At 36.4% G+C, this 23,001-nt stretch carries 21 protein-coding genes and 1 riboswitch; of the genes, 7 read left to right on the top strand and 14 right to left on the bottom strand.

Features of this window, described 5'->3' with window-relative positions; all coding sequences use genetic code 11:
* Window positions 1–278: 278 nt before the first annotated feature.
* The 5 genes from D8M05_RS00095 to D8M05_RS00075 all read right to left on the bottom strand — a co-directional run bounded on the left by D8M05_RS00095 (window position 279) and on the right by D8M05_RS00075 (window position 5,992).
* Window positions 279–875: an RNA polymerase sigma factor gene (locus tag D8M05_RS00095; protein ID WP_245985085.1), complete on the bottom strand. Its 597-nt coding sequence runs from the start codon at window positions 873–875 to the stop codon at window positions 279–281.
* Window positions 876–3,125, bottom strand: coding sequence for an MFS domain-containing histidine kinase (locus D8M05_RS00090; protein WP_121127525.1), 2,250 nt, complete (start codon window positions 3,123–3,125; stop codon window positions 876–878). It lies immediately after the preceding gene.
* Window positions 3,103–3,795 carry a response regulator transcription factor gene (locus D8M05_RS00085; RefSeq protein ID WP_121127524.1) on the bottom strand — a complete coding sequence of 231 codons (693 nt, stop codon included), beginning with the start codon at window positions 3,793–3,795 and terminating at the stop codon, window positions 3,103–3,105. Before D8M05_RS00085 ends, D8M05_RS00090 begins: the two co-directional genes overlap by 23 nt.
* A gap of 581 nt (window positions 3,796–4,376) precedes the next feature.
* Window positions 4,377–5,549, bottom strand: coding sequence for a macrolide family glycosyltransferase (locus D8M05_RS00080; RefSeq protein WP_121127523.1), 1,173 nt, complete (start codon window positions 5,547–5,549; stop codon window positions 4,377–4,379).
* 2 nt (window positions 5,550–5,551) lie between these two features.
* Window positions 5,552–5,992 carry a helix-turn-helix domain-containing protein gene (locus D8M05_RS00075; protein WP_121127522.1) on the bottom strand — a complete coding sequence of 147 codons (441 nt, stop codon included), beginning with the start codon at window positions 5,990–5,992 and terminating at the stop codon, window positions 5,552–5,554.
* 218 nt (window positions 5,993–6,210) lie between these two features.
* Window positions 6,211–6,336: riboswitch (SAM riboswitch) on the top strand.
* A gap of 94 nt (window positions 6,337–6,430) precedes the next feature.
* Between D8M05_RS00075 and D8M05_RS00070 the strand changes: the two genes are divergently transcribed.
* Window positions 6,431–6,886 (top strand): OsmC family protein, encoded by a 456-nt coding sequence (locus D8M05_RS00070; RefSeq protein ID WP_121127521.1) that lies wholly within the window; start codon window positions 6,431–6,433, stop codon window positions 6,884–6,886.
* A gap of 208 nt (window positions 6,887–7,094) precedes the next feature.
* Window positions 7,095–7,322 (top strand): heavy-metal-associated domain-containing protein, encoded by a 228-nt coding sequence (locus tag D8M05_RS00065; RefSeq protein WP_121127520.1) that lies wholly within the window; start codon window positions 7,095–7,097, stop codon window positions 7,320–7,322.
* Between the two features lie 20 nt (window positions 7,323–7,342).
* Here D8M05_RS00065 and D8M05_RS00060 read toward each other — a convergent pair whose 3' ends face one another.
* The 6 genes from D8M05_RS00060 to D8M05_RS00040 all read right to left on the bottom strand — a co-directional run bounded on the left by D8M05_RS00060 (window position 7,343) and on the right by D8M05_RS00040 (window position 12,908).
* On the bottom strand, window positions 7,343–8,857 hold the full coding sequence (locus tag D8M05_RS00060; RefSeq protein WP_121127519.1) for a PH domain-containing protein: 1,515 nt from the start codon (window positions 8,855–8,857) through the stop codon (window positions 7,343–7,345).
* Entirely contained in the window at window positions 8,854–9,189 is a 336-nt protein-coding gene (locus tag D8M05_RS00055; protein ID WP_245985081.1) for a PH domain-containing protein, read from the bottom strand. The genes D8M05_RS00060 and D8M05_RS00055 overlap by 4 nt, the downstream gene beginning before the upstream one ends.
* Window positions 9,186–9,344, bottom strand: a complete 159-nt coding sequence (locus D8M05_RS20465; RefSeq protein ID WP_245985077.1) for a hypothetical protein — start codon at window positions 9,342–9,344, stop codon at window positions 9,186–9,188. Before D8M05_RS20465 ends, D8M05_RS00055 begins: the two co-directional genes overlap by 4 nt.
* A gap of 170 nt (window positions 9,345–9,514) precedes the next feature.
* Window positions 9,515–10,876 (bottom strand): MATE family efflux transporter, encoded by a 1,362-nt coding sequence (locus tag D8M05_RS00050; protein WP_121127518.1) that lies wholly within the window; start codon window positions 10,874–10,876, stop codon window positions 9,515–9,517.
* A 191-nt stretch (window positions 10,877–11,067) separates the two neighbouring features.
* Window positions 11,068–11,838 (bottom strand): SDR family NAD(P)-dependent oxidoreductase, encoded by a 771-nt coding sequence (locus D8M05_RS00045; protein WP_121127517.1) that lies wholly within the window; start codon window positions 11,836–11,838, stop codon window positions 11,068–11,070.
* Between the two features lie 26 nt (window positions 11,839–11,864).
* Window positions 11,865–12,908 (bottom strand): 2,3-butanediol dehydrogenase, encoded by a 1,044-nt coding sequence (locus D8M05_RS00040; RefSeq protein ID WP_121127516.1) that lies wholly within the window; start codon window positions 12,906–12,908, stop codon window positions 11,865–11,867.
* 107 nt (window positions 12,909–13,015) lie between these two features.
* Here D8M05_RS00040 and D8M05_RS00035 point away from each other — a divergent pair, with 107 nt between their 5' ends.
* Complete coding sequence (locus tag D8M05_RS00035; RefSeq protein WP_121127515.1) at window positions 13,016–13,915, top strand: LysR family transcriptional regulator; 900 nt, start codon at window positions 13,016–13,018, stop codon at window positions 13,913–13,915.
* A 233-nt stretch (window positions 13,916–14,148) separates the two neighbouring features.
* Here D8M05_RS00035 and D8M05_RS00030 read toward each other — a convergent pair whose 3' ends face one another.
* The gene (locus tag D8M05_RS00030) at window positions 14,149–15,822 is read right to left on the bottom strand and encodes an FAD-dependent oxidoreductase (protein ID WP_183072657.1); all 1,674 of its coding nucleotides are present in this window, start codon (window positions 15,820–15,822) and stop codon (window positions 14,149–14,151) included.
* Window positions 15,823–16,031: 209 nt separating this feature from the next.
* On the opposite strand from D8M05_RS00030, the gene D8M05_RS00025 reads away from it, so the two are divergent.
* Window positions 16,032–16,592 carry a TetR/AcrR family transcriptional regulator gene (locus D8M05_RS00025; RefSeq protein ID WP_121127513.1) on the top strand — a complete coding sequence of 187 codons (561 nt, stop codon included), beginning with the start codon at window positions 16,032–16,034 and terminating at the stop codon, window positions 16,590–16,592.
* Window positions 16,593–16,644: 52 nt separating this feature from the next.
* Here the strand turns inward: D8M05_RS00025 and D8M05_RS00020 are convergent, their stop codons facing one another.
* Entirely contained in the window at window positions 16,645–17,472 is an 828-nt protein-coding gene (locus D8M05_RS00020; protein ID WP_121127512.1) for an SDR family oxidoreductase, read from the bottom strand.
* Window positions 17,473–17,579: 107 nt separating this feature from the next.
* Here D8M05_RS00020 and D8M05_RS00015 point away from each other — a divergent pair, with 107 nt between their 5' ends.
* Together D8M05_RS00015 and D8M05_RS20035 are read left to right on the top strand one after the other, a co-directional pair.
* Window positions 17,580–18,122, top strand: coding sequence for a TetR/AcrR family transcriptional regulator (locus D8M05_RS00015; RefSeq protein ID WP_121127511.1), 543 nt, complete (start codon window positions 17,580–17,582; stop codon window positions 18,120–18,122).
* Between the two features lie 105 nt (window positions 18,123–18,227).
* Window positions 18,228–18,395: a hypothetical protein gene (locus D8M05_RS20035; RefSeq protein ID WP_183072656.1), complete on the top strand. Its 168-nt coding sequence runs from the start codon at window positions 18,228–18,230 to the stop codon at window positions 18,393–18,395.
* Between the two features lie 186 nt (window positions 18,396–18,581).
* Here D8M05_RS20035 and D8M05_RS00010 read toward each other — a convergent pair whose 3' ends face one another.
* The gene (locus tag D8M05_RS00010) at window positions 18,582–19,088 is read right to left on the bottom strand and encodes a DoxX family protein (protein WP_121127510.1); all 507 of its coding nucleotides are present in this window, start codon (window positions 19,086–19,088) and stop codon (window positions 18,582–18,584) included.
* A 340-nt stretch (window positions 19,089–19,428) separates the two neighbouring features.
* On the opposite strand from D8M05_RS00010, the gene D8M05_RS00005 reads away from it, so the two are divergent.
* Window positions 19,429–22,494, top strand: coding sequence for a sensor histidine kinase (locus D8M05_RS00005; protein WP_121127509.1), 3,066 nt, complete (start codon window positions 19,429–19,431; stop codon window positions 22,492–22,494).
* The last annotated feature ends 507 nt before the right edge of the window (window positions 22,495–23,001 follow it).

Below are 23,001 nucleotides of genomic sequence, written 5' to 3'. Positions count from 1 at the left end.
TTTCATTATCAATTTTCATTTGTATCAAAAACATTAACAGCAAAAAGCAGTATTAGGTTAACCTCAGCCGGGGCTTTTATGCAGAAGGAAATCTATCGCTCATTTCTTCTAGTATAATAATTCGATGTTTAGCCATATTAATGAAAAAAGTGGTGATAACATGACTCAATCAAGCAAAAATCGTTTTTCCATTGATAGTACAACGTTGACAAATGTCCTCAATTTCGTAATTATTATTTTGACCATTTACCATCATTTTACCATCCAAAAGGAGATTGCTACTCTGAAAGAGAATTAAGAATCAAGGGAACGGTTCTTCTACTCTCACTAAAATAAGAAGTATGAGAACCGTCCCAGTACTTCTCCTCCTCAAACAACACCTTCAATTGTTTCCTCGCCCTGCGAATTCTTGTTTTTATTGAGGATGGGTTTATATTTAATTGACTAGCAATTTCTTGTATTTTCAAATCATATTTTACCTTAAGCACCATCACATCCTGATAAACATAACTTAATCTCCCAATCGCCTCGCTTACCTGCTCCATAAGAAAGGCAATCTCCACTTCTTGTTCCACATTCTGATTGATTTCTTTTCCAATGCTAACAAGTTCATCTTCCTCTATTGGTACACCTTTCTTATTACGCTCTATACGAATGACGTCAATTGCTGTTCGTTTGGCAATTACAGTTAACCAAGAGGTAAGCTTTTCCTCCACTTGGATAGTGTGCAATTTGTTCAGCGCCTTTATAAACGTTTCTTGAACGACATCCTCAGCCAAATAGATATCTTTTGTGATTGAATAGCTAACTTGAAATAACCGTTTATAATGTGCACGGTATATTTCGGAAAAATCAAGGGTGCACACGAGTTCCACCTACCTCTCCTTTTTTAACAACCTTAAACGAATAGTTACTTTAAACAGATCGCCATCTGTTTCGATATCAAGACTGCCATCATGAAGGTCAACAATGGACTGGGCAATCGCAAGGCCCAACCCGCTTCCTTCTGTGTTACGTGACACATCACCACGCTTAAATCGTTCAAATAATTCTTCACTATTATCATTTAGTTCATATTTCGAGACATTTTTAAAGGTAATGATTGCCTCGTTATCTTTACTTGCTAGATTAATATATACACGCGAATTCGCTAATGAATATTTCAAAATATTTCCAATTAGGTTATCAAATACACGCCAAAACTTTTGTCCATCTATCACAGCATGTACTGGTGGTGCGTCATTTATTACACGAAATTGTAAACTTGATTCCTGAATCAAATCATCATATTCGGCTAAAGCTTGTTGTAACAACTGGACGAGATCAACTTGTTCCTTCTTCAATTCGATATTCCCACTTGCCATTTTCGATACTTCAAACAAATCATCAATTAATACTTTTAATCGCTTCGATTTTCGGTCGATAATTTCCAAATATGCAGCATGCTCCTCGCTCGTGTCCTGTTGTTTTTTTAAGAGCTCTGTATACGTAATAATCGATGTCAGCGGTGTTCGTAAGTCATGACTAACATTCGTAATCAATTCGGTTTTTAGGCGCTCACTTTTTGCTTGTTCATTTTGCGATACTTTCACACCTTGACGCAATAAATTAATATTGCTAGCAAGCGTAGCGAACACAGATTTCCCAGTTACTTTCAGATCTTGACTTAAGTTACCAGCAGCTAATTCATTTGTATTTTCAACAATTCGATTAAAATATCCAACCTTTCGAATGATGGTCATACAAAGTGGAATCCCAACAACACCAAGTAACAGGATATAGAAAATAATAAAAATCGGATGGATCACCGTGAGAAATACAGCTAAACCTAAAACGAAAATCGCTCCAAATACAAGCATGACTTGTATACCTGTTGCCTGGTCTAAGAATGCCTCTTTTAGGCTATCCATCATTTTCTTCCATACACGCTTCAAAATCTTAAGTATTCGATACAAAAGACTTTCCTGCCACTCTTTCACCAGGTTTCCCCAATCCTTAAAAGCATCGAATAAGAAAACAGCTTGGATTACTGTTAGCGTTACTCCAACCACTAGAGCCACCATCAGGATCACGAGCGGGAGGATATTTGCAACGCTATATACAAAGATGAGGTGAAAATTACCCGATAGAATTAGCATGGCAATAAAAGTAAATAGCCATGCCAGTCCGAATAGCAGCACTCTTACGTCAATTGGAAGTTTATTGTAATGACTCCTCCACCTACTCACCTCAGCACGTGATTTCTTCGCCTTTTTCAAAATTAAAATGGATACAAGCAGCGCAATGACACTAATCGCTACAACACTCCAAAATAGGATTTGCTCCCATTTATAATCTTCATATTCCTGCATTAATGGATTTGAAGCTGGCAATGATTTAGATATACCAATTTTGCCATCTAGCGTCTTGTCAGATTGATATAAAACGTCCATCATTGCATCAGATCCTGTAGCTTCATAGTTAACCATGTAATCTGGAGTAATGGTGAAGTCTGTTACAAAAATCATATTCTTATCGCTGATCATTTCTAGTGATGCGTTCTCCTCAGGAAGGTTTGTATATGCTTCTCCACTGTCAGAATCGGTAAAATAATATTGGAAGGTGTCACTTTCATTTTCAAAAGTATTTCGTCCATTTTCTTTCTGAACATAATATTTTTCTACATTTGCTTCTTTCTCTTTGATAATCTTTGCTTCTACATATGCATCACTTTCAAAATTAAGTGTAATATCTTCTATTTTTGCATCTCTTTCCGCATAATAAGCATCCGCTGCTTCTTCATCGTCTCTGTCCAATGCTTGCCTAATTCGTTCTTCATACTGCTGAGTAATGCTATCCGTTTGTTCAGGTAAATCACCGTACCGATAGCGATGCTCATATATCTCTTCCTCTGTTATGGTAATCGCTTCCTTCGCCTCCGTTAGCGATATGTTGTTCAGCTCATATGTACCTAGATTTCTAGCAAATTCATCTAAATCACCATGGAGAAATTCCGAAGTATGGAAGTAATCTTTATGTGCGTAAAAAGTACCATGGCTAGTTAATAAGATAAGTCCGGTTAAGCCAAATGTGAACAAGATTGTACATGTGATAATTAATAAACTACTTTTCCATTTTGTAGCCAATACCCCACACCACCTTCAGAAATCTTGGATTCTTAGAATCTATCTCAATCTTTTCACGGATTTTCCGAATATGAACGGCAACAGTATTTTCCGCATTATAATTCGGTTCCTTCCACACCAGTTCATAGATTTCATTAATGGAGAAAACTCGTCCTGCATTCGTCATCAATAGCTCTACAATCTTATATTCAATTGGTGTAAGCCGCACCACTTCTCCGTGGACTGTCACTTCTTTTGCAGATTGGTCGAGAGTAAGTCCATTGAGGTCAATCACCTTTTTCGCGCCTTCAAACGTCCCGAATGTAACATACCTTCTTAATTGGGATTTTACGCGAGCAACGAGCTCCATCGGATTAAACGGCTTCGTTATGTAATCATCTGCGCCCACCTGTAACCCTAGGATTTTATCTGTATCTTCACTTTTTGCGCTTAGGATAATAATTGGGATGTTCTTCTCTTCACGAATTTTATAGGTAGCCGAAATCCCGTCCAGCCTCGGCATCATAATATCTAATATAATGAGATGTACTTCTTGTTCATGAAGAATCTCTAACGCATCAACCCCATCCTTTGCCTTTAATACCGTCACCCCTTCATTTTTCAAATAAATCTCAATCGCATCCCGAATCTCCTTCTCATCATCTACAACCAACACATTATACTTCTCCATCTCTACCCTTCTTTCAGCCTTTCTTGCTTGCTTCTATCGTAAACGTTAATTCTTAACATTCAGCTCATAACATTCTTAAGAATTTCTTAAGGTTTTATAATTCTATTATAACAAGTGAACTACCTGGGCAGGCACTTTGATCCACTTCAATGACTTAGAAGTAGGAGATGACTCTACCTATTGTCCCATATGAAAATATCAATTTAGTATAAGCATATGATATAGAGATTTTAAAATAAATGGGGAAAATATAATGAATTAACATCACAGCGGTGGAACTCATGCATCATGGGGACATGGCGGAAAATGGAATCATGGTGGATACAATTCAGGAGGATACGCTTTAGGTGCACTTACAGGTTTGGCACTTGGAGCAGCAGTTACAGCCCCTAATCCATATCCTGTACCTGCACCTTACCCGTACTATTATCCATAAATTGAACATTCGACAATTGACAGACTACATTATTATATTTGTGCAACGAAAAAGTTTTTTCTCGAAACGGTGGAGGCAGGCACCATTTTACATTTTTATAATAAAAACTTGTGCACTGAAACTATCCCAGTAGTCCCAACACTATTTATTCCAAGTTGCTCAAAATAAAATCAGCCGCTTTTCTTGCGCCGCCAGCTATTTGGAATGTATCAGATATTTTCTCTGCATTTTTTAGGTATTTTGAATCTGCTAGCACCGTTTCTACCGCTTCTGCCAAATTTTTCGTTCGCATTCTTTTTAATTTCATTCCTGCACCAAGCTCGGAAACCCGATTAGCTACTACTCTTTGTTCACTATGAAGTGGATATAAAACCATTGGAACACCATAATACAAGCTTTCATTCACACTATTCATTCCGCAATGCGTAATAAATATATCTGCCTTTTGTAATATCGCAATTTGATCTACCTCGTTCTTTATCACAAAGTTATCTGGTATATGGCCAAGGGACGAAATTTCTATTCTTTTCCCAACTGACACAACTACTTCATACTCTTTATCTTCAAAGGCTTTCATACAATTTTGATAGAACTTTATATTTTGATTAAGAACCGTTCCTAGAGAAATGTATATAAGTTTCTTGTCATTTTTCGCTTCGATTACTTCTGAACTCATTCTTATTGAAGGACCGACGAACGCATATTTGTCAGAAAAGGTTTCTACCATTGGCTGAAATTCCTTTGATGTATACACAACGGTATTTGTATCATTATCATTTTGTATAATCGATACAAAATTATCAACTTCATACCCATGGTCCCTGAGCAACTTCAGCTTTTTGTTAATTCGAGGCATGCCAACAATCATTCTAGTCATTTCTATGAAGCCAGGTTTCATCAGTTTTGCTGTATACTGATTAAATGCAAAGGATGTAGTAGAACAAAAATAAGGTATTCCAAGTTTCATCGCGAATAATTTTCCCCAAAAGCATAACGAATCAGATACAATGCAATCAGGCTTAGACTTCTTTAAGTCGGCACATACCTTTTCATCCAATGAAATCGTCGTATCAACAACCATTTCGATTAATGCCGCAAAGTCTTTCCCAGCCTTCCGATCGATTTCCTCCTGTGATACCTTAGGTAAATATTCATCACAAGGTATAAACGTTGCTCCAGCACCTTCTATTTTTTCTTGAAATTCTAAAAATGAGTAGTACCAGACTTCGTGGCCTTTCTGTACTAATTCGTAGACCACTGGAATTGTCGGATTTGTATGACCATGTGCTGGGATTGAAAAGAATACTATTTTACTCATAATTATTCTAACTCCTCTTCTGCTTGTTCTTTATCACGTACTATATCTGCAAATGCTAGGAATCGATCTGTCTTTAAAATCGCCAAACCTTTTGAATCATCTTCACCTAAAACCATCAGCTTGTCGCCAGCCTGAATCTGAAACAATTTCCTCGCCTCCTTTGGGATAACAATTTGACCGCGCTCACCTACTTTTACAACGCCAAAAAAATGTTTCCCCTTTGGTGCCAGATGATCTAATTCTTCCTTACTCATATCTTTAGACAGTTGGTCCAATGTTATTTGAAAAATATCCGCAAGTAATTGGCATTTATAAATATCAGGTAAAGCCTCTCCACTTTCCCACTTCGCAACCGTTTGCCGTGAAACATTAACCCGCTCCGCCAGCACCTCTTGACTCAACTTATATTTCTTACGCAAAACACGAATATTCATACCAATCATATCCTCAACTCCTCATTGTTTTAAGTATATATAAGAAAATTGAAGGAGTCTATCAACGTTCAGCAACATATTTTGTTAATAATTGTGGCAAAAATGGATTGTTTCTTAAGCATGAAGTAACTGTCACATTAAAAAACAATAATTCAGAAAGTTATATTGACTTCATTATATTTTATGATATTATATAATATAAATCCGATTAAAATAATACGAATTACTTCTTATCCAGAGAGAGGGAGGGACTGACCCTGTGAACTCTCGGCAACCAGCCCAAGGCGAAATGAGTTTTTCCCATAGCATGGTGCTAATTTCAGAGGAATGAACGAAGATTCCAAAGATGAGAAGGTGCGAACAAAACTTATTTTTTATGCCCATGTTTTGTGAACCCTTCTCTATTTTGAGAAGGGTTTTTAATTTAAATAAAAGGAGAGATGCTAGATGGCTGTAACAACTATTCATGCAAAAACAGTTTTACAAGAAAACGTGTTGGTAGAAACAGAGGCAAGAGGACACAAGGTGATTGTAGATGAGCCACAGAATCTTGGAGGAACCGATAAAGGAATGAATCCAGTTGAACTGCTTCTTTCTGCCTTAGGTGCATGCCAGTCTATCGTAGCGAGAACATACGCTAATAAGTTTGAAGTTAACCTGCAAAAGTTCTGGGTGGAATTAGAAGGAGATATTGATCTTGATGGATTTTTAGGAAAATCGGATGTACGACCAGGTTTTTCTAATATTCGTTATACATTTCACATTGAAACAGATGCTTCTGAAGAAAAGGTTGAAGCATATAAAGCATTCATCGAAAACCATTGTCCAGTTGGCGACACTATCGCAAATACAGTCGAACTCGTTTCTTCCAAAGTAGTAGTAGAAAATACTGTAAAGGGATAGTAAACAAGGCTGAACCATTTATCATTTTCATTACAGTCTCACGAATAGACAGTACACAAAAAGGCCACTTCCCATAAATTTGGTGAGTGGCCTTTTCTTGATTTCTTTCCCTTTTGAACACAATTTATATCCAAATAAATACTGGAGTTATCATAAATTTCTTTTGATGCTAGTAAGATAAAATAGCTGAGTGGAGGTGAATGATTAAATGAAAGAAATGGTCTACTTAGATATAAAAGGAATGCATTGTCCAAATTGCCCAAAAAAAGTAGAAAAGTCCGTTTCAAAATTGGGTGGAGTATGTCACGTAAACGTTGACTATGAAACAGAAAAGGCATCTGTTACGTTTGTCAAGGAATTAACAAGTATTACCGATATCATTAAGCGTATTAATAAGATGGGATTTGAAGCAGAAACATCCAAGGTAGTACAGTAGGGACAGGATCACACTGTCCCTCATGCTTCTTCAAATTCCACATCCTCCTTACGCTTAAGATACCAATCTTCAATATCAATTGCATATGGTAACGGAATATCATTGATTTTTTCCTTATGTGCTGGAACAGAACGATTCGTCGTTGTAACAGAAGCAACTTGAAAATATTTTTGTAGTAACGTTTGGGAATTCGTGATTTCAACCACGTTTTTCCTTTTGGTAATGAACATGCGACTTGTCAAACCTCCGTGCCACCATTGTACCTGGTCCTCGGAAACTGCATATCTTGTATGAATATAATCAAGGATCCGGTGCAATAGAATACAACATAATAAAAGTAGACTAACGATCCACCATGCTTGATCAATTTGAAATATAGCAGGCTTAAAATAGGCCAAACCAATTGTTGCCACTATCCATATCCAACTAGGTCTTAACAATTTAACCCACAATGATTTGCGTGGTAACCTTTCTAACTGTCCATTCAATTGATAGATGGGCAGTAATTCCTTTATTAAGTGGTACGCTTTATTCACAGGCAAAAATGGATATAGTGAGTTCACATTTACGGAGCCGTCCACATTTTTTGGATTGGCTGTGCTAATTAATTTTACTTCCGCTAAGCCAAATATTCGTTTTATCCATGTTTGCTCAATTTCAAGCCCCTGAATTTTTCGCTTTTCAATGGCAAAATAACTCTCATCCAGTACTCCTCTATCAATATAGATATAGCTAGCATCAGAGGAGATTTTATATTTACCATAACGGATAAACGTTCTACCAACACCAAAAGAAACGGCAACAATAACGGCCAATATTATAATTACAAAAAGCAGCCACTTGCTATTAAGGAACACCTGAAACAAGCCCTCAACCTGATCTGTTTCTGGTAACAATGGTCCGATATAATCGAATGCACCAACTGCAATTGGAATAATTGCCAAAAAACTTAAAGATGTAAAACTTGCCTTCCATAAGTCTTTTCGCTTTGGTGTAAAATGAACCATCCGATTCTTTTGCTGCACCGCTTCCTGTTCTAAATCTTCATTTTCTTGCTCATCCATTTGCGCTATATCAGCTTGTTCCTTTTGCAGAATTGTTTGTTTCCCCGGTTGTACTAAATCTATCAAATCATTCGCTTGCTTCTCAGTCAACACCTCAAAATGGATTGCATCATCTTCCCCGTCCATCGCAGTTTCAAATGTTAAGGAAGTAAGTCCAACAAGCTTATGAAAGACGGTTGTCTTCCTCGTCACATTTTGAATTTTGGAAAACGGAATGGTACTTGTACGTTTCACAAAAATTCCTTTATGTATATGGAACATAAGGTCTTTCCATTCATATTTCTCCACGAACCAAGCTGTTACAATATAAATTAAGCGCAATATAATAAATAATAAAAATGCATATTTTCCATATTTCCAAAGCCAGAATTCCGAATCCTTCTGAAAAACAAATAAAATAAGCGCAAATAATAGATTACTTTTCACCAATTGATAGATTCGAAAAGCAATCGTTAACGGATGATACCTCATTTGTCATCCACTTCCTTAAGCTTTGCATATTCGGCTAGCTTTTTTCTTAACCGAAGTGCAATCTCTTCTTCTAAAGCTGGAATAGCATGGGAAGAACCCATTGTTTCTACTTTGACCTGGCGCACGTGATACTGTTTCATAATGGGGCCCTGACTCGTTGAAACGGATTGTATCTTCGTCATCGGAATAGTTACCCATTCTCTTTTTAAAATTCCATAACTTAATTGAAGGTAATCATCATCAAACTGGTAACTCCAACTTTTGTAAAGATAGGTTGGTTCAATTAATGACCAAATTGTTCCTAAGATGTTAAGTACGACTAAGCCAATCAAAAGCCAAAAAACCCATGTTGGCCATTCAAATTAAAATCCAACCCAAACAATACCCCTAGTACCAAAAATCCAATCATATTGCCAATAGAATCAGATATCATACGAATTTTTGGGTAAGAAGATGATAACGTATGTTCTAAGTTTCTAGCACTCATAAATAGCAATCTCCTCATTTATTAATTGTTATATTAGGTACGTATGATCTCTAGCCATTACCTAAAATATTCCTGTTATTAGAAATACGATTACATCTGTTAGAAAGTTTCAAGATTATGAAGACAGTTCTTGCTTCCATCAGACAAAAAAGAAGCATGAGAACCGTCCCTCATGCTTCTGCAGCTTGCCTTACCATTTTTTTCTTTAACCAAGGTTGTGATTTCCAACGTTTTAACGCAAATAATCCTCTAAACCATTCGTCTACACCTTGTGCTATCCACACACCAAGTAAACCTAGCCCAAGTGTAATTCCGAAGAAGTAACTAAGTAACACCGCTACTCCCCACATCGATATCACACCGATAACAACGGGAAAGCGAACGTCCCCTACAGATTTTAAGGAACCCATTAATACGATATTCATCGCTCGACCTGGCTCAATAAACACAATTGCCCATAACACCGGAATGGCGATAACAAGAATTTCCGGGTTGGTAGTAAAGATCGATAATATTGGGTCGCCAATGAACGCAACAGCAAGTGATGCAACGGTTGAAACGATCATGGCAATTTTTAAAGTCTTCAATCCACGCTTTAGTGCGCGCTCATACTGCTTGGCACCAATGTAACGTGCTACAAGTAGCTGTGTCCCCTGTGCAATAGCCATCGAAAACAGGAAGCAGACCATGGATATATTTAAAATGTATACCCTAGCAGCTAAGGCTGCATCCCCAATCATCACGACAAAGCTTGTGATAACTACTTGAGACAGTTGGTAAGAAAGATTCTCACCGGCAGATGGTACTCCAATCTGAAGAAGTCCCTTCACATCTGTTTTATCAATCTTAAGTACGTCTTTTATATGGAATTTTATTGCGAGCTTTTTATACACAAAATATAACAATGCTGTAACTAAGAAGATTCGAGCTACTATAATCGATACGGAAACCCCGGCAACACCAGTGACTGGAATCCCGAACCACCCTTTAATGGCAATAAAATAACCAAAGATACTAATTACATTCATAATAACCGTTACATACATCGTTTCTCTTGTATGCCCATAACTACGTAATACGGCACTCAATGCTAACGAAACCGATTCAAGGATAAGCGATAGCCCTGTGATAGTAAGGAATATATGCGCGTACTCATAAACTTCTCCACTCAGCCCATAAAAGTTTAATAGTAAACCTCCAAAGGTTACGACAACAATGGTCATCACAATCCCAACCCAGAAGTTCATACCAAAAGCAGAGCGGGCTAGTTGTCTAGCACGTGCGATATTATTTGCTCCTAAGTTTTGACCGATAAGAATGGTAGCACCAATTGCAGTGACGTTAAATACTAATATAAATATGTTGATAATCTGATTGGCTACACCAACCCCAGCAACCGCATTATCTGCATATCCACTTAAGACTAGGGTAGCAATAATCCCCATACTCATATGAAGTGATATTTCTATAAAAAGCGGCCATGTGATACTAAACAATGACTGATCCTGGTATTTATTTTTCTCTATGTTCAAAATTTCTCCCTTTCTCCCTCTTCATTTAGTAAGTACCAACTCATTTTACTACATTTAACGTAATATGGAACATAAATCTTTCGACAACTTAAGGGATTTTTATTTAAGGTGCCTGTCACTCCTCGAATTTTGTTGAAATTTGTCGAGAAGAACCTCAAATAAAATAGTCGCTAAATATCTACTACTGCTTCTCACATAAATTTACTTAAGTCTGGATATCCAGTTACAGCCCAAGCTCCATCCACTACTAAACTTGCACCATTCACGTAAGTAGCATCATCACTGACCAAGAACATTGCTGGACCTGCCATTTCATCTGGATCCCCCGCACGCCGCATAGGTATACGTTCCATATAGGCATCATTAATTGCTTCTACTTGGGTCAATCCACTTGTTAAAGGAGTCGATACTAATCCAGGAAGAATAGCATTTACACGTATATTATGTTGTGATAATTCTAAAGCAGCATTCTTCGTCAACATTTCAACGCCAGCTTTCGCAGAAGAATAAGCAGCTCCATAAAACATTGGAACGTGTGCATTTAAGGATGCCACATTGACTATGGCACCACCACCATGTTCCTTCATGTATTTCGCTTCATGTTTTACAGATAAAAATACACCTTTCAAACATAAATCTACCGTAAAGTCCCAATCTTCTTCACTCTGGTCAACAATTGCACCTGATTTAGAAGCACCTGCAACATTGAATGCATAATCCAGTCCACCAAATGTTTCAACCGTTTTTTGAACTAAGTTTTGAATATCTGCTTCTTTTGTTACGTTAGTTACGCAGCCAATCAAATTTCCTTTGTGCTTTTCTTCCATATCTTTTAATTTATCCAGATTTAGATCAGCAACAGCTACTTTTACATCCGCTTTTAATAAGCGTTGAACAATAGCATAACCAATTCCTGAAGCTCCACCAGTGACAATTGCAACTTTACCTGATTCATTAGACATAACAATTCCTCCTTGATTTAAATGAATTAATTATTTGAAGGCTTTACTAAAATTTTTGCTTGTTTCTTATCGTTAATTAGTTGATTAAATCCTTCTTCAACGATATCTTCAAGTTCAATTTTCTTCGTAATAACAGGTTTTACATCTAATCTGCCAGTTGATATCATATCAATCACTTCAGGGAATACATGTCTATAAGCAAGTGTTGATGTAATATCTGCCGCCTTAAACAAAAGCTGTCCCATATCAACTGCAATAGGCTTTGCAAAAACAGCAATTGCCATAACTTGTCCACCTTGTTTTACAGATGCAACGGCATGCGTCATTGTCGGTTGTGCACCTGCACACTCATAAGCAACACTAACTCCACCGTTTGTTAGCCCAAGAATAGTTTCCACAATATCATCACGCATTCCATTAATAACAGTTGTAGCACCTAATTCTTTTGCCTTTTCTAAACGCTCTTCTGATAGATCAACAACAATGATTTTTGCTGCTCCAGCTGCTCTAACAGATAACAAAGTCAATAATCCAATTGGACCTGCACCAAAAATCACAACAGAGTCCCCTGCTTTTAATTTACTTTCTCTAACTGCATAAAAAGAAACTGCTGTAGGCTCGACTAACGCTCCTTCTTCAAAGGATACATTTTCAGGTAGTACATGTGCCATATTCTCATCAATAATTACATATTCAGCAAAACCGCCATCACGTTGTAGTCCGACAAATCCAACTTTGCCACATTGATTATAATATCCTCTTTTACACGCATCACATTCCCCACAGTAAATTAAAGGCTCAATAGCAACTCTTTCACCTACTTGACGGCTAGTAACATCATCTGCAACTTCCACGATTGTTCCTGAAAATTCATGTCCTAGTGTAAGTGGTGGTTTTTGACCGCTAATTGGATGCGGTTCCAAAGATAATCCATCTGAATACGCATGAAGGTCACTTCCACAAATACCTGCCCATTCTACTTTCACCTTTACTTGACCAGATGAAACGTTGGGTTCTTGTATTTCCTCAACACGTAAATCTTTTATATCATGCCATACTGCTGCTTTCATCATTACTCCCCCTCTTTATGTTTACCATTCTATTATATCAATTTGAAATATTTAGTAAAAGTTAATATAATTTAATATATGTTAACTTTTACTTAAGGAATGATGGAATGAGTATCGAACAATTAACCTATATTGTTGAAGTAGCAAAATCTAAATCATTAGCTGCTGCTGCAAAAAACTTAAACATTAGTCAGTCTGCTTTAAGTCAGGCTATTACAAAGTTAGAGTCCGAACTAAATGTGAAAATTTTTATTCGTTCTAGGGCCGGAGTCATCACTACAAGAGAAGGAGATCGTTTAATAGAAAAGGCACAAAACGTACTATATTCAATTTTTCAATTAAAGAAAGAAGCGAATCAAATAAACAACTTCAATGATTCACTTCGAATATCCTTAATTCCCGGCCTAATAAGTCCGATAGTAGATACATATTTATCATTCAAGGAAAAGGGCTCAAACTTAAAGATTGAGGTAAATGAGAAAGCAAGTTTGAAAATCGTTGAAGATATAAAAAATGATGAAATTGACACAGGGTTTATCGCTGTAAATAAAGGGAATTTCGACCTTGTTACTGGACTACAATTTACTCCGATTACAGAGGGGAAACTCTTAGTCTATGCTTCTGAACGATCTGGATTAACACATTCAAACAAAAGTATTCTTCCAGATGTACTGAAAGAACAACAATTTGTTTTATATAAAGATGAATATGTTCTGGACTTTGTTTCTAATTTCCAAAGATTATTTGGACCAATTGATATTTTCTTCCAAACAACGAATTTAGAAATAATTAATAAAGCTGTCGTAGAACATGGTGCAGTAACAATTGGACATGATATTTCTACAAAATTTCAACATCCCACTCTATCTTCTAAAAGAGTTAAGGCTTTAGATACTGGTGATTTATTTGATACATCTTTTAAATTTGGTTGGATTAAAAAGTTTGATTATAAGCTTTCCGAAGAAGCCAAACTTTATATTGAAGAGGTTAATAGTATCTTGATGTAAGATGATTCCATCAGTTAGTCAGAGTAGAAATGTAATTTTTTTTTGGGTTAAGTCATTACAGTTGTCCTGCAAAAGACTTTACTTAAATAGAAATGTATTTTATCTCAAGTTTCAACAGGCAAATAGTGTCAGTCCCTACAACACTAGAGTAATAGAGGAATTGGACTGACACCAAACAGACACTACCGATCCATAAAGCAGAGTATCTAAAACTAGCATCTAACCATTTTAATCTAACTAATTTCTGATTCTGGCTTTTCCGACGTAGCTATATTCTCCTTAATATGATTTGCTGATATATATCCAAATACAGTCGTTGGTCCAATGGTAGAGCCTGGACCAGGATATACTCGGCCCATTACAGATGCTGAACAATTTCCAGTTGCATATAATCCTTCAATCGGCTTGTTATTGGTTAGTGCTTGGCCATGCTCATTCGCGACAATACCACCCTTTGTACCTAAATCTCCAGGAAAAATCTTACACGCATAGAATGGTGCTTTTTCAATTGCACCTAAATTTGGGTTTTCATATCTAGGGTCTCCATAATAATTATCATAGGCTGAATTCCCACGACCAAAGTCTTCATCTACCCCATTCTCTGCAAATTGGTTAAACCTTTTAATAGTAGCTTTTAATCCTTCATAATCAATCTGACACTTCTCTGCAAGCTCCTCTATGGAGTTAGCTTTAACTAAGAAACCGCTTTCAATCGCTTGCTTAGGTGTTCGTCTTGGCAACATATTACCAAATAAGTATCTATTTCGATGTCTACTTTCCATGATCATCCAAGAGTGAATTGCCTTCCCATTCTTTTCTTCTGTTTCAAGAATTGCGTGTCCAGCATCCGTGTAAGATTGGGATTCATTGCAAAAACGATTACCTGTTTGATCGACAATGATAGAATGTGGCATGGAACGTTCATAAACTAAAAACTTTCTTGCACCAGTTTCATCTAATGTAGTTGGGCCCCACCATGCATCATCTAATAATGCTGTATCAATGTTATGTTTTTGTGCAATTAATAGCATATCTCCTGTATTATCTGTACTTGCTGATGTCCATTCCGTACCTACGTTATGATATTTTTTACGAAGCTCTGGATTGCTTTCAAACCCACCACCCGCTAAGATGACTGCTCTACTTCTAATCCATAACGGTTGACCGCCATTTTCAGCTTGAACACCTACCACCCGTTCATCATCAAAAACCAAATCTTTCAAGGGTGTGGATAGTTTGAGGGTTACACCTTTTTCAAGAGCGATTTTCAATAAGCGACTTACTAACCCTGCTCCAATCGATAAAGCTTTGGCTCCTTTGAGCTTATGTTTAAATCCATTTAAAAACATGCCAACCACTGAATTAAAATCTTTCGCGTTTGTAAATGCCTTTGGTAAGGATGCAACCTTTCCAGAATATAAAGGTATAGGTGCTTCTATTTCCCCTTTTCTTAATGTATCTTTATATTCGCCTAATTTTTTTACATCAAAAATTTCTCCTTCAATAGATCGACCAATCTTTCCTCCTGCTTTTTCTGGATAATAATCAGGATATAATGGGCCCGCAACCCATTTCATACCTAAATCCTCTAGAAATCTAACCATTTTACGTCCGTTTTTTACATAGGCTACTTTTCGTTCGTACGTGGAAGCTGGACCAGTATCCTCAATGACTCCCTTCATATACGTGAGTGCTTCTTCTTCACTATCTTCTAGACCAGCATTTATCGATACGTGGTTATTGGGAATCCACAATCCCCCACCCGAAAGAGCTGAGGAACCTCCCCATACCTCTCCTTTTTCAATAATGACAGTATTTAGTCCATGATGTGCAGCAGTAATAGCTGCCACGAGACCACCTGCTCCACTACCTACAACTACAACGTCGTATTCTTCCTGCCAATTCATCATATCCCTCCTATTTTAAAATTAATACTTATTTATCCGTAGATTCATAATAGGATTGATAGTAGGATATTTTTAGCAGCTATTGGTAGATTGACATACCTGAGATTCGGATAAATAGTTTGGTTATATTATACATATGTATAATAACTTGCCAAGAAATATGTAATATTTACTAAAATAATTTATTATAAGTCGGAGGTTGATGATAAATGAATCAGGATTTACGAGTAGTAAAAACAAAAAGGACCTTACAAACAGCTTTCATTCAGTTACTCCAGGAAAAAACATTGGACAAAATCACCGTTTCTGAGCTTTGTAGGTCATCAGGTATTACTAGGAGAACATTCTATCTCCATTATCAAAACGTCACAAAATACGTTGAAGAAATTATCGAAAGCCTCCTAAATGAATTAGAACAATCGATGAGAAGAACGACAGATTATCGACTGACGACAAACGGAAGATTAGATCCTAGAATGATTTATCTCTTTGAACATGTTTATAATAACAAGGAATTTTATCACATTATATTTAGTAGAAATTCAAGCTTTGCTTATTATGAAATGTTTTATAAACGTATTAAAGTACTTGTAAGAAATTCGATGGAAACAATGGATTTTATAGACGAAATAAACGATTTTGAAGTATCCTATCAAGCAAATGCAATATTAGGCATTATTATGGAGTGGTACTATGGAGGTTTTGAAAAGTCAATTGATGAAATGAATCATATTTTAATGAGTGTATTGAAAAGGTATAGAGTTTTTTAGGTTACAGTTTAACATCTCGCCTAAGTTACAAAGGCGAGATGTCTATTTCAATTTATTGTTGTTTACCTTGAGCAGCCCGGAGTTTTGCCATGTTTGCGGTCGTACCACCATCCACTCGAAGGTCTGTACCAGTAATATATGATGCTGCATCGCTAATTAAAAAGTCCACTGCTGTTGCAATTTCCTTTGCTTCCCCTTCCCGCTTAAGTGGGGTATTATCTAACATAACTTTCATCTGAGCTTGTTCGGAGGATTCCTTTCGTCCCATTGGTGTATTAATTGTTCCTGGGGATAAAGAAACGATTCGAGCACCTTTTTGGCCCCAAGCCCAAGCTTGATCTTCTGCAATTAAAATAACTCCTAATTTCGATAAACTATAAGCAGCACCAGAATCACCTTTTGTCATTTGTTCCATTGTTTCCACAACGTTTTCAGCTAACGGGGTCTTTAACACTTCTGTATACGGCCCTTCTTTCGGTACAAAATGCCCACTCATCGAAGAAATGCATACTGCTACTGTACCTGGTTCTGCCAATTTAATAAATTCGTCTAGCACGATGCCTGTTCCTACTAAATTCACTTCCGTAATTCGCTTAGAAGTTGCCATCGTAGGAGATAATCCTGCAGTATGAATAACCGATTTTAACGATCCTAATGAAGCAGCTTTTTCAGCTAAAGCCCTTACATTTACTCTATCTGTAATATCTACCGTTTGATAGTGTACATCAGTAATTCCTTTTCCTTCTAGTTCTTCTTTTGTTTGCGCTAAACGCTCTTCATTAACATCCGCTAAAAGAAGTGTTCCTTTATTACCAACCGCTTCTGCAATCGCCTTCCCCATTCCGCCAGAACCACCAGTAATTACATAAACATTTGTCATCGTTATACCCCCTATATTTATTAAGTTACACTTTAATCGTATGGTATAATTCTATTAACTACAAACGACAATCTACCTTAAAATGTCCATTTCCAGGAGGGGCTACTATGTATATTCTAGATGAAATTAGTTCAGCGAGAGAGTATATCATTCAAGCATTCCTAGAACTTCTAGCATCGAAAACGTTCGAAATGATCACCGTGAAAGAAATTGTGAAAAAAGCAGGTATAAGCCGTTCTACCTTTTACATACACTACAAAGATAAATATGAACTCATGGTGCATATTCGCGAACATATAACAACCGAATTTTTATCATTTTATACAATAGATCGAGGTGAAAAGATAGATCCTTCATTATCGATAAACACAATTACATATAAAATATGTCAGCATATTTTTAAATACCGTAATTTCTACCAGCATGAATTTGATAAACCTGAATATACGCAAAAACTTTCAAATGCATTAGCTGAAGAATTAACCCAAGTATATGAAGATCAAAGCTATGCCATTTTTGCTAGTTTTGGTACGATTGGATATTTAACATTTTGGGTAAGGAATAATTTTCAAATGAGTCCACTCGAAGCTGCTGAAGATTTGGGAAAAATCGGAATGACAGACTGGTCGGTGCAGAGAAAGAAAATGTAGTTCACTAAAAAACAGAACTGTGACACTAAACCTCTATCCCGACAATTCATTATTCGCGAATAGCTTACATATTCTTGGAAAAAGTAAGCTAAGGAGGGATATAACATGAAGAAAAAACAAAGTAAAACAGAAGAAGCAAATATTAAGTTAAATAAAGCTTTTTACAGGGAGAATCATGATGAACCAGATGTAGACCCATTGATAAACAATAATAATATTGCTCTGGTTCTAAGTAATAATAAGAATGATGATAAAGATAATGAAGATATGTAAAGATAAGTAATCAACTTGAGAAGGACATTTTTACGTTGCAAAACATAAGTGCCTATTTCATAATACGAATTACTATGTAAACATTGATAGATTAACTAATAAGAGGCACTAATCACATTGTGACTAGTACCTCTTATTAGCATGCAAGTTTACATTCCCCCAAGAACTGAATTGCACTGTTAACCGTTAAACTGCAACCATACCATCTTTTTCATGCTTTTTGTACATTTTACTTAGCACTGTATTTCTTAAGAAAGGAAGAACCCATCTATCTAACCCATATCTTCCTGCATTACTACCAGCTATAACAACAAATACAGTCATCACTGCCATTTGTGCATCTAACATTCCTGCTCCACTAAATAGGAATGACAAATTCATTGTAACGCCCATTAGTGCTGCAAAATTAGTAAATATACCTACTATTAATGCGATACCAACCAAGAACTCTCCCCACATCACCATGAAAGAAAATAATCCTTGATTCGGAACAGCCACCGTCTCTAGAAATGCAGACCACCAACCTGGAACTGCGGGATTCTCAGCAGCCATTTGGATGAAACCACCCGCATCAAAACCACCACTCGTTATCTTTCCAAATCCTGCAGTTACCCACTTGTAACCAATATATATTCTTAATATCCCTAACAACCAAGCTACTATTCTATTGCTTCGAATACAATTCATGATCATGCTATCTCACTCCTGTTTGCGAGTATTTTGTTCACAATTTCACAATAGGTAACAAAAACATTACTAATACAATAGTAATCATAGCATGTACAAAAAAATAGAATGTGATGCCCGTCACTAATTCACATATTTAATCATTATTTTTTGACATAATTATGAATATTAGTCAAGGTGTGGAGACGGTTTTTCTGCTTCTTCTAAAAACCATGGGACGAGCAACTTCCTCCACTTTAAAAGAACGGAACCTTCTCCACTATCCTTAGATAATTTCCAGATGACAATTCTCCCCCCTTCGCCTATTATTAGATTAATAGACATAGGATGGAGAAAATATAAATCAATGATAAATAGAATAAAAACATCTAAATGGACACTCATTATCGTTATTTTCCTTGTAGTCATAACCGGTATACGTTTAATATGGTTTTCTTTTTTAACCACATTAGACTACGCTGACAGTCCAACGATAAATGACGGTGTACTTGATTTACGAGGCCATGAATTTAATAATAAACAAACATTTCAATTATCTGGTGATTGGGAATTTTATCCTTCAAAATTCATATCACCAAACGAACCAAATGACAGCGTGTCCCCTATTCAATTGGATACTCCTCATAAATGGAACACAGCATTTGAGGATGATCAATCCTTTACATTCGGAACCTATCGATTACGGATATTCCTTGATGCTGAAGACTTACACACGTTTGGATTGAGGTTAAATAAATTGAATAATGCATCCACTGTATATGTAAATGGAGAACGCGTCGGGGGTTCTGGGCAAGCTGCAACAACTGAAGAACAACATAAAGGAAGCAGTGTCCCTTACACTGTTGCATTTAATCCAGACCAGAATGAAGTTGAAATCCTTATTCATGCCTCCAGCAGTAGGAACAATGGTGGTATCGTTAAACCTATTCGATTCGGAACGGTGGAAGCCGTTCACTATCAAAACCTTTTATCAATTGGATTACAGCTTATACTTTGTATCGTTCTATTACTACATAGCATATACGTCTTTATTTTATATTTTATGCGTTCAGCAGTAAGTAAGAGCCTACTTTATCTTACTTTATTATTTATAAGTGGCATTATTACAGTCCTCAGTTCTGACGATAAGATATTATTTAACTTTGTTTCCGTCGGATATGATTGGGAAATAAAAGTAGCTTACTTATCATATATCTGTGTAGGTGCACTTATTCCGCTGGTCATAAATCAATTATTTCCAAACCTTGTAAACCAAAAGGCTTTACGGTACTTTATCATCTATTGTTTGTTATACATGTTTTTCATGTTAGTTGCACCACTGACGTACGTTTTAAAAACGGTCAAAATATTACTCGTCATTGTACTTATAGGTTCCATTTTAACTTCGACTATAAATTTCCGGAAAGCCAAAATAGATAGAGACGAAAGCATCTTCCTGCTTCTTGGCTGTTTAAGCATCGGAATAAACATTATTTGGGCTACTGTCAACAGTAATACATTGATAGACATGATGCACTATCCGTTTGACCTTATTATTACACTACTTTGCTTTACAGCCTTTTGGTTTAAACGATTCTTTCGCATCACATTAGAATCCAAACAACTTGCTGAAAAGTTGCAATTAGAAAACCAGCGTAAGGATGAGTTTTTAGTAAACACATCACATGAGTTAAGAAATCCGTTGCATGGTATTTCAAATATCACGCAAACACTTTTAGATGATAAGACAAACCCATTAAAGGACGAACAAAAACAACGTCTGTCAACTTTGGTTAATATAAGTAAACGTATGTCCTTTATGTTAAATGATTTACTTGATGTCACGAGATTAAAGGAAAAGACACTTCAACTGCATCTAAAGAGAACGCATATACAGTCTGTAGTTGCAGGTGTAATCGATATGACCAAATTAATGACAGAGGGTAAACCAGTCCAATTACAAATACATATTCCAGATACATTTCCTGCAGTCTTGGCAGATGAAAATCGATTGATTCAAATACTCTTTAATCTAATTCATAATGCTATAAAATTTACTGATAAAGGAACCATTACGGTTCGTGCAACAATAGCTAAAGAAATGGCACATATTCACATTGAAGATACTGGAATCGGGATTCAAGAAAGTGAATTAAATAAAATATTTGATCCTTATGAACAAGCAGCAATTAATGCAGAACGAGCGAGTGGTGGATTTGGATTAGGCTTAAATATTTGTAAGCAGTTAGTTGAATTGCAAAATGGAACATTACGTGTTCAGTCTACGAAAGGAGAAGGTTCTGTTTTTACTTTTACCCTGCCAATATATAAAGGTGCGGATGACATAGAAGAAACAAATATGCCTTTCGTGATGGAAGAAATCAACGAAAATTTAGCAGCAACAGTTGATTTCATCACTCCTAACGAGGAGCACTCTGTAAAAACAAAACTAAAAATATTAATAGTAGATGACGACCCTATTAATCTAGATATACTTCGCACAATCTTAGAAAGGGAAGACTATCAAATAATCAGTGTGACAAGTGCGGCCCAAGCAATCGAGAGAATTGAACGAGAACCTTATGATCTTGTTATTTCAGATGTCATGATGCCACAAGTTTCTGGCTATGACTTAACACGTATGATACGAAAACGTTTTTCCGCTTCAGAGCTACCTGTGTTGCTATTGACTGCAAGAACAAGAACGGAGGATGTGTTAGCTGGCTTTAAGTCGGGGGCGAATGACTATGTTACAAAACCAATTGATTCATGGGAATTAAAAGCAAGAGTACATGCCTTAACGAATCTTAAAGTAACCATAGAAGAACGTATCCGTATGGAAGGTGCATGGCTACAATCACAAATTCAACCACATTTTATTTTTAATACATTAAATTCAATTGCTGCACTTGGTCAAATCAATATCACTAAAATGCACGAACTTCTTGAGGAGTTCAGTCATTATTTACGACTAAGTTTTGATTTTCATAATGCTGATCCAGTTGTTCCCCTAGCGTACGAACTTTCTTTGGTTCGTTCCTATCTATATATAGAGAAAACGAGGTTTGGAGATCGATTATCAATTGAATGGGATACAGATGATAATATGGAAATATTAATTCCGCCTTTATCCATTCAACCACTCGTCGAAAATGCAGTAAAACATGGCGTTTTGCAATATGCAAATGGTGGAAAAATTATTATTCGATTGAAAGAACAAGCAGATCAAATCAAGTTTTCCATTATCGATAATGGGAAAGGAATGACCGAAGAAGAAATGAAGCAGTTATTTACGGAAGAGCATTCCTCAAAACGTACGAGTGTGGGACTGAGAAACGTTGAACGTCGTCTAAAACAATTTTATGGAAAAGGATTAATCATTGAAAGTTCACCAAACAAGGGTACGACCATTAGCTTTTATATCCCGAAGTAAGCTTGGACAATGCATAACGTTTAGAAAATGTAAAATAGCAGAGAAAAATTAAACTGCCCCCATTGTTAGACACAATCTAATAATGGGGTAAAAATTGGAATAGACCTTTTCATTTTGCATATTGTTTGAACGGTATGTAAAGCCGTAGCCTAAAACATACCTCACTCTCATCATACGAAGAGTACCAGCCTTACGTTTCGTTTCATCTGTCTATTTTTTCTAAAGTCTACCTACATCAATTCATCACAAGTATTGGGAGTCATCGTACTGATTTTCAGTAAACCCGTATTCAAACAACGCATATAAAAATACCAACACCTCCTGTTAAGATAGACATATCAATTCAAGGAGGTGCTTTTTTTATGCCAAGCCAAGAACTTACTATCGTCCCCGTTACACTCCATCCAAAAAATGAAAACACTACTGGATCTAATCCAGCAGTAACTTCGTTACATCCTACTTGTACGATCAAATTGGGCAACATTGAGTTTTCCTTCTCAAATGGCG

Source organism: Oceanobacillus bengalensis (assembly GCF_003628445.1).
Classification (GTDB): Bacteria; Bacillota; Bacilli; order Bacillales; family Amphibacillaceae; genus Oceanobacillus; species Oceanobacillus bengalensis.
This window is presented reverse-complemented; position numbering and strand designations above follow the sequence as displayed.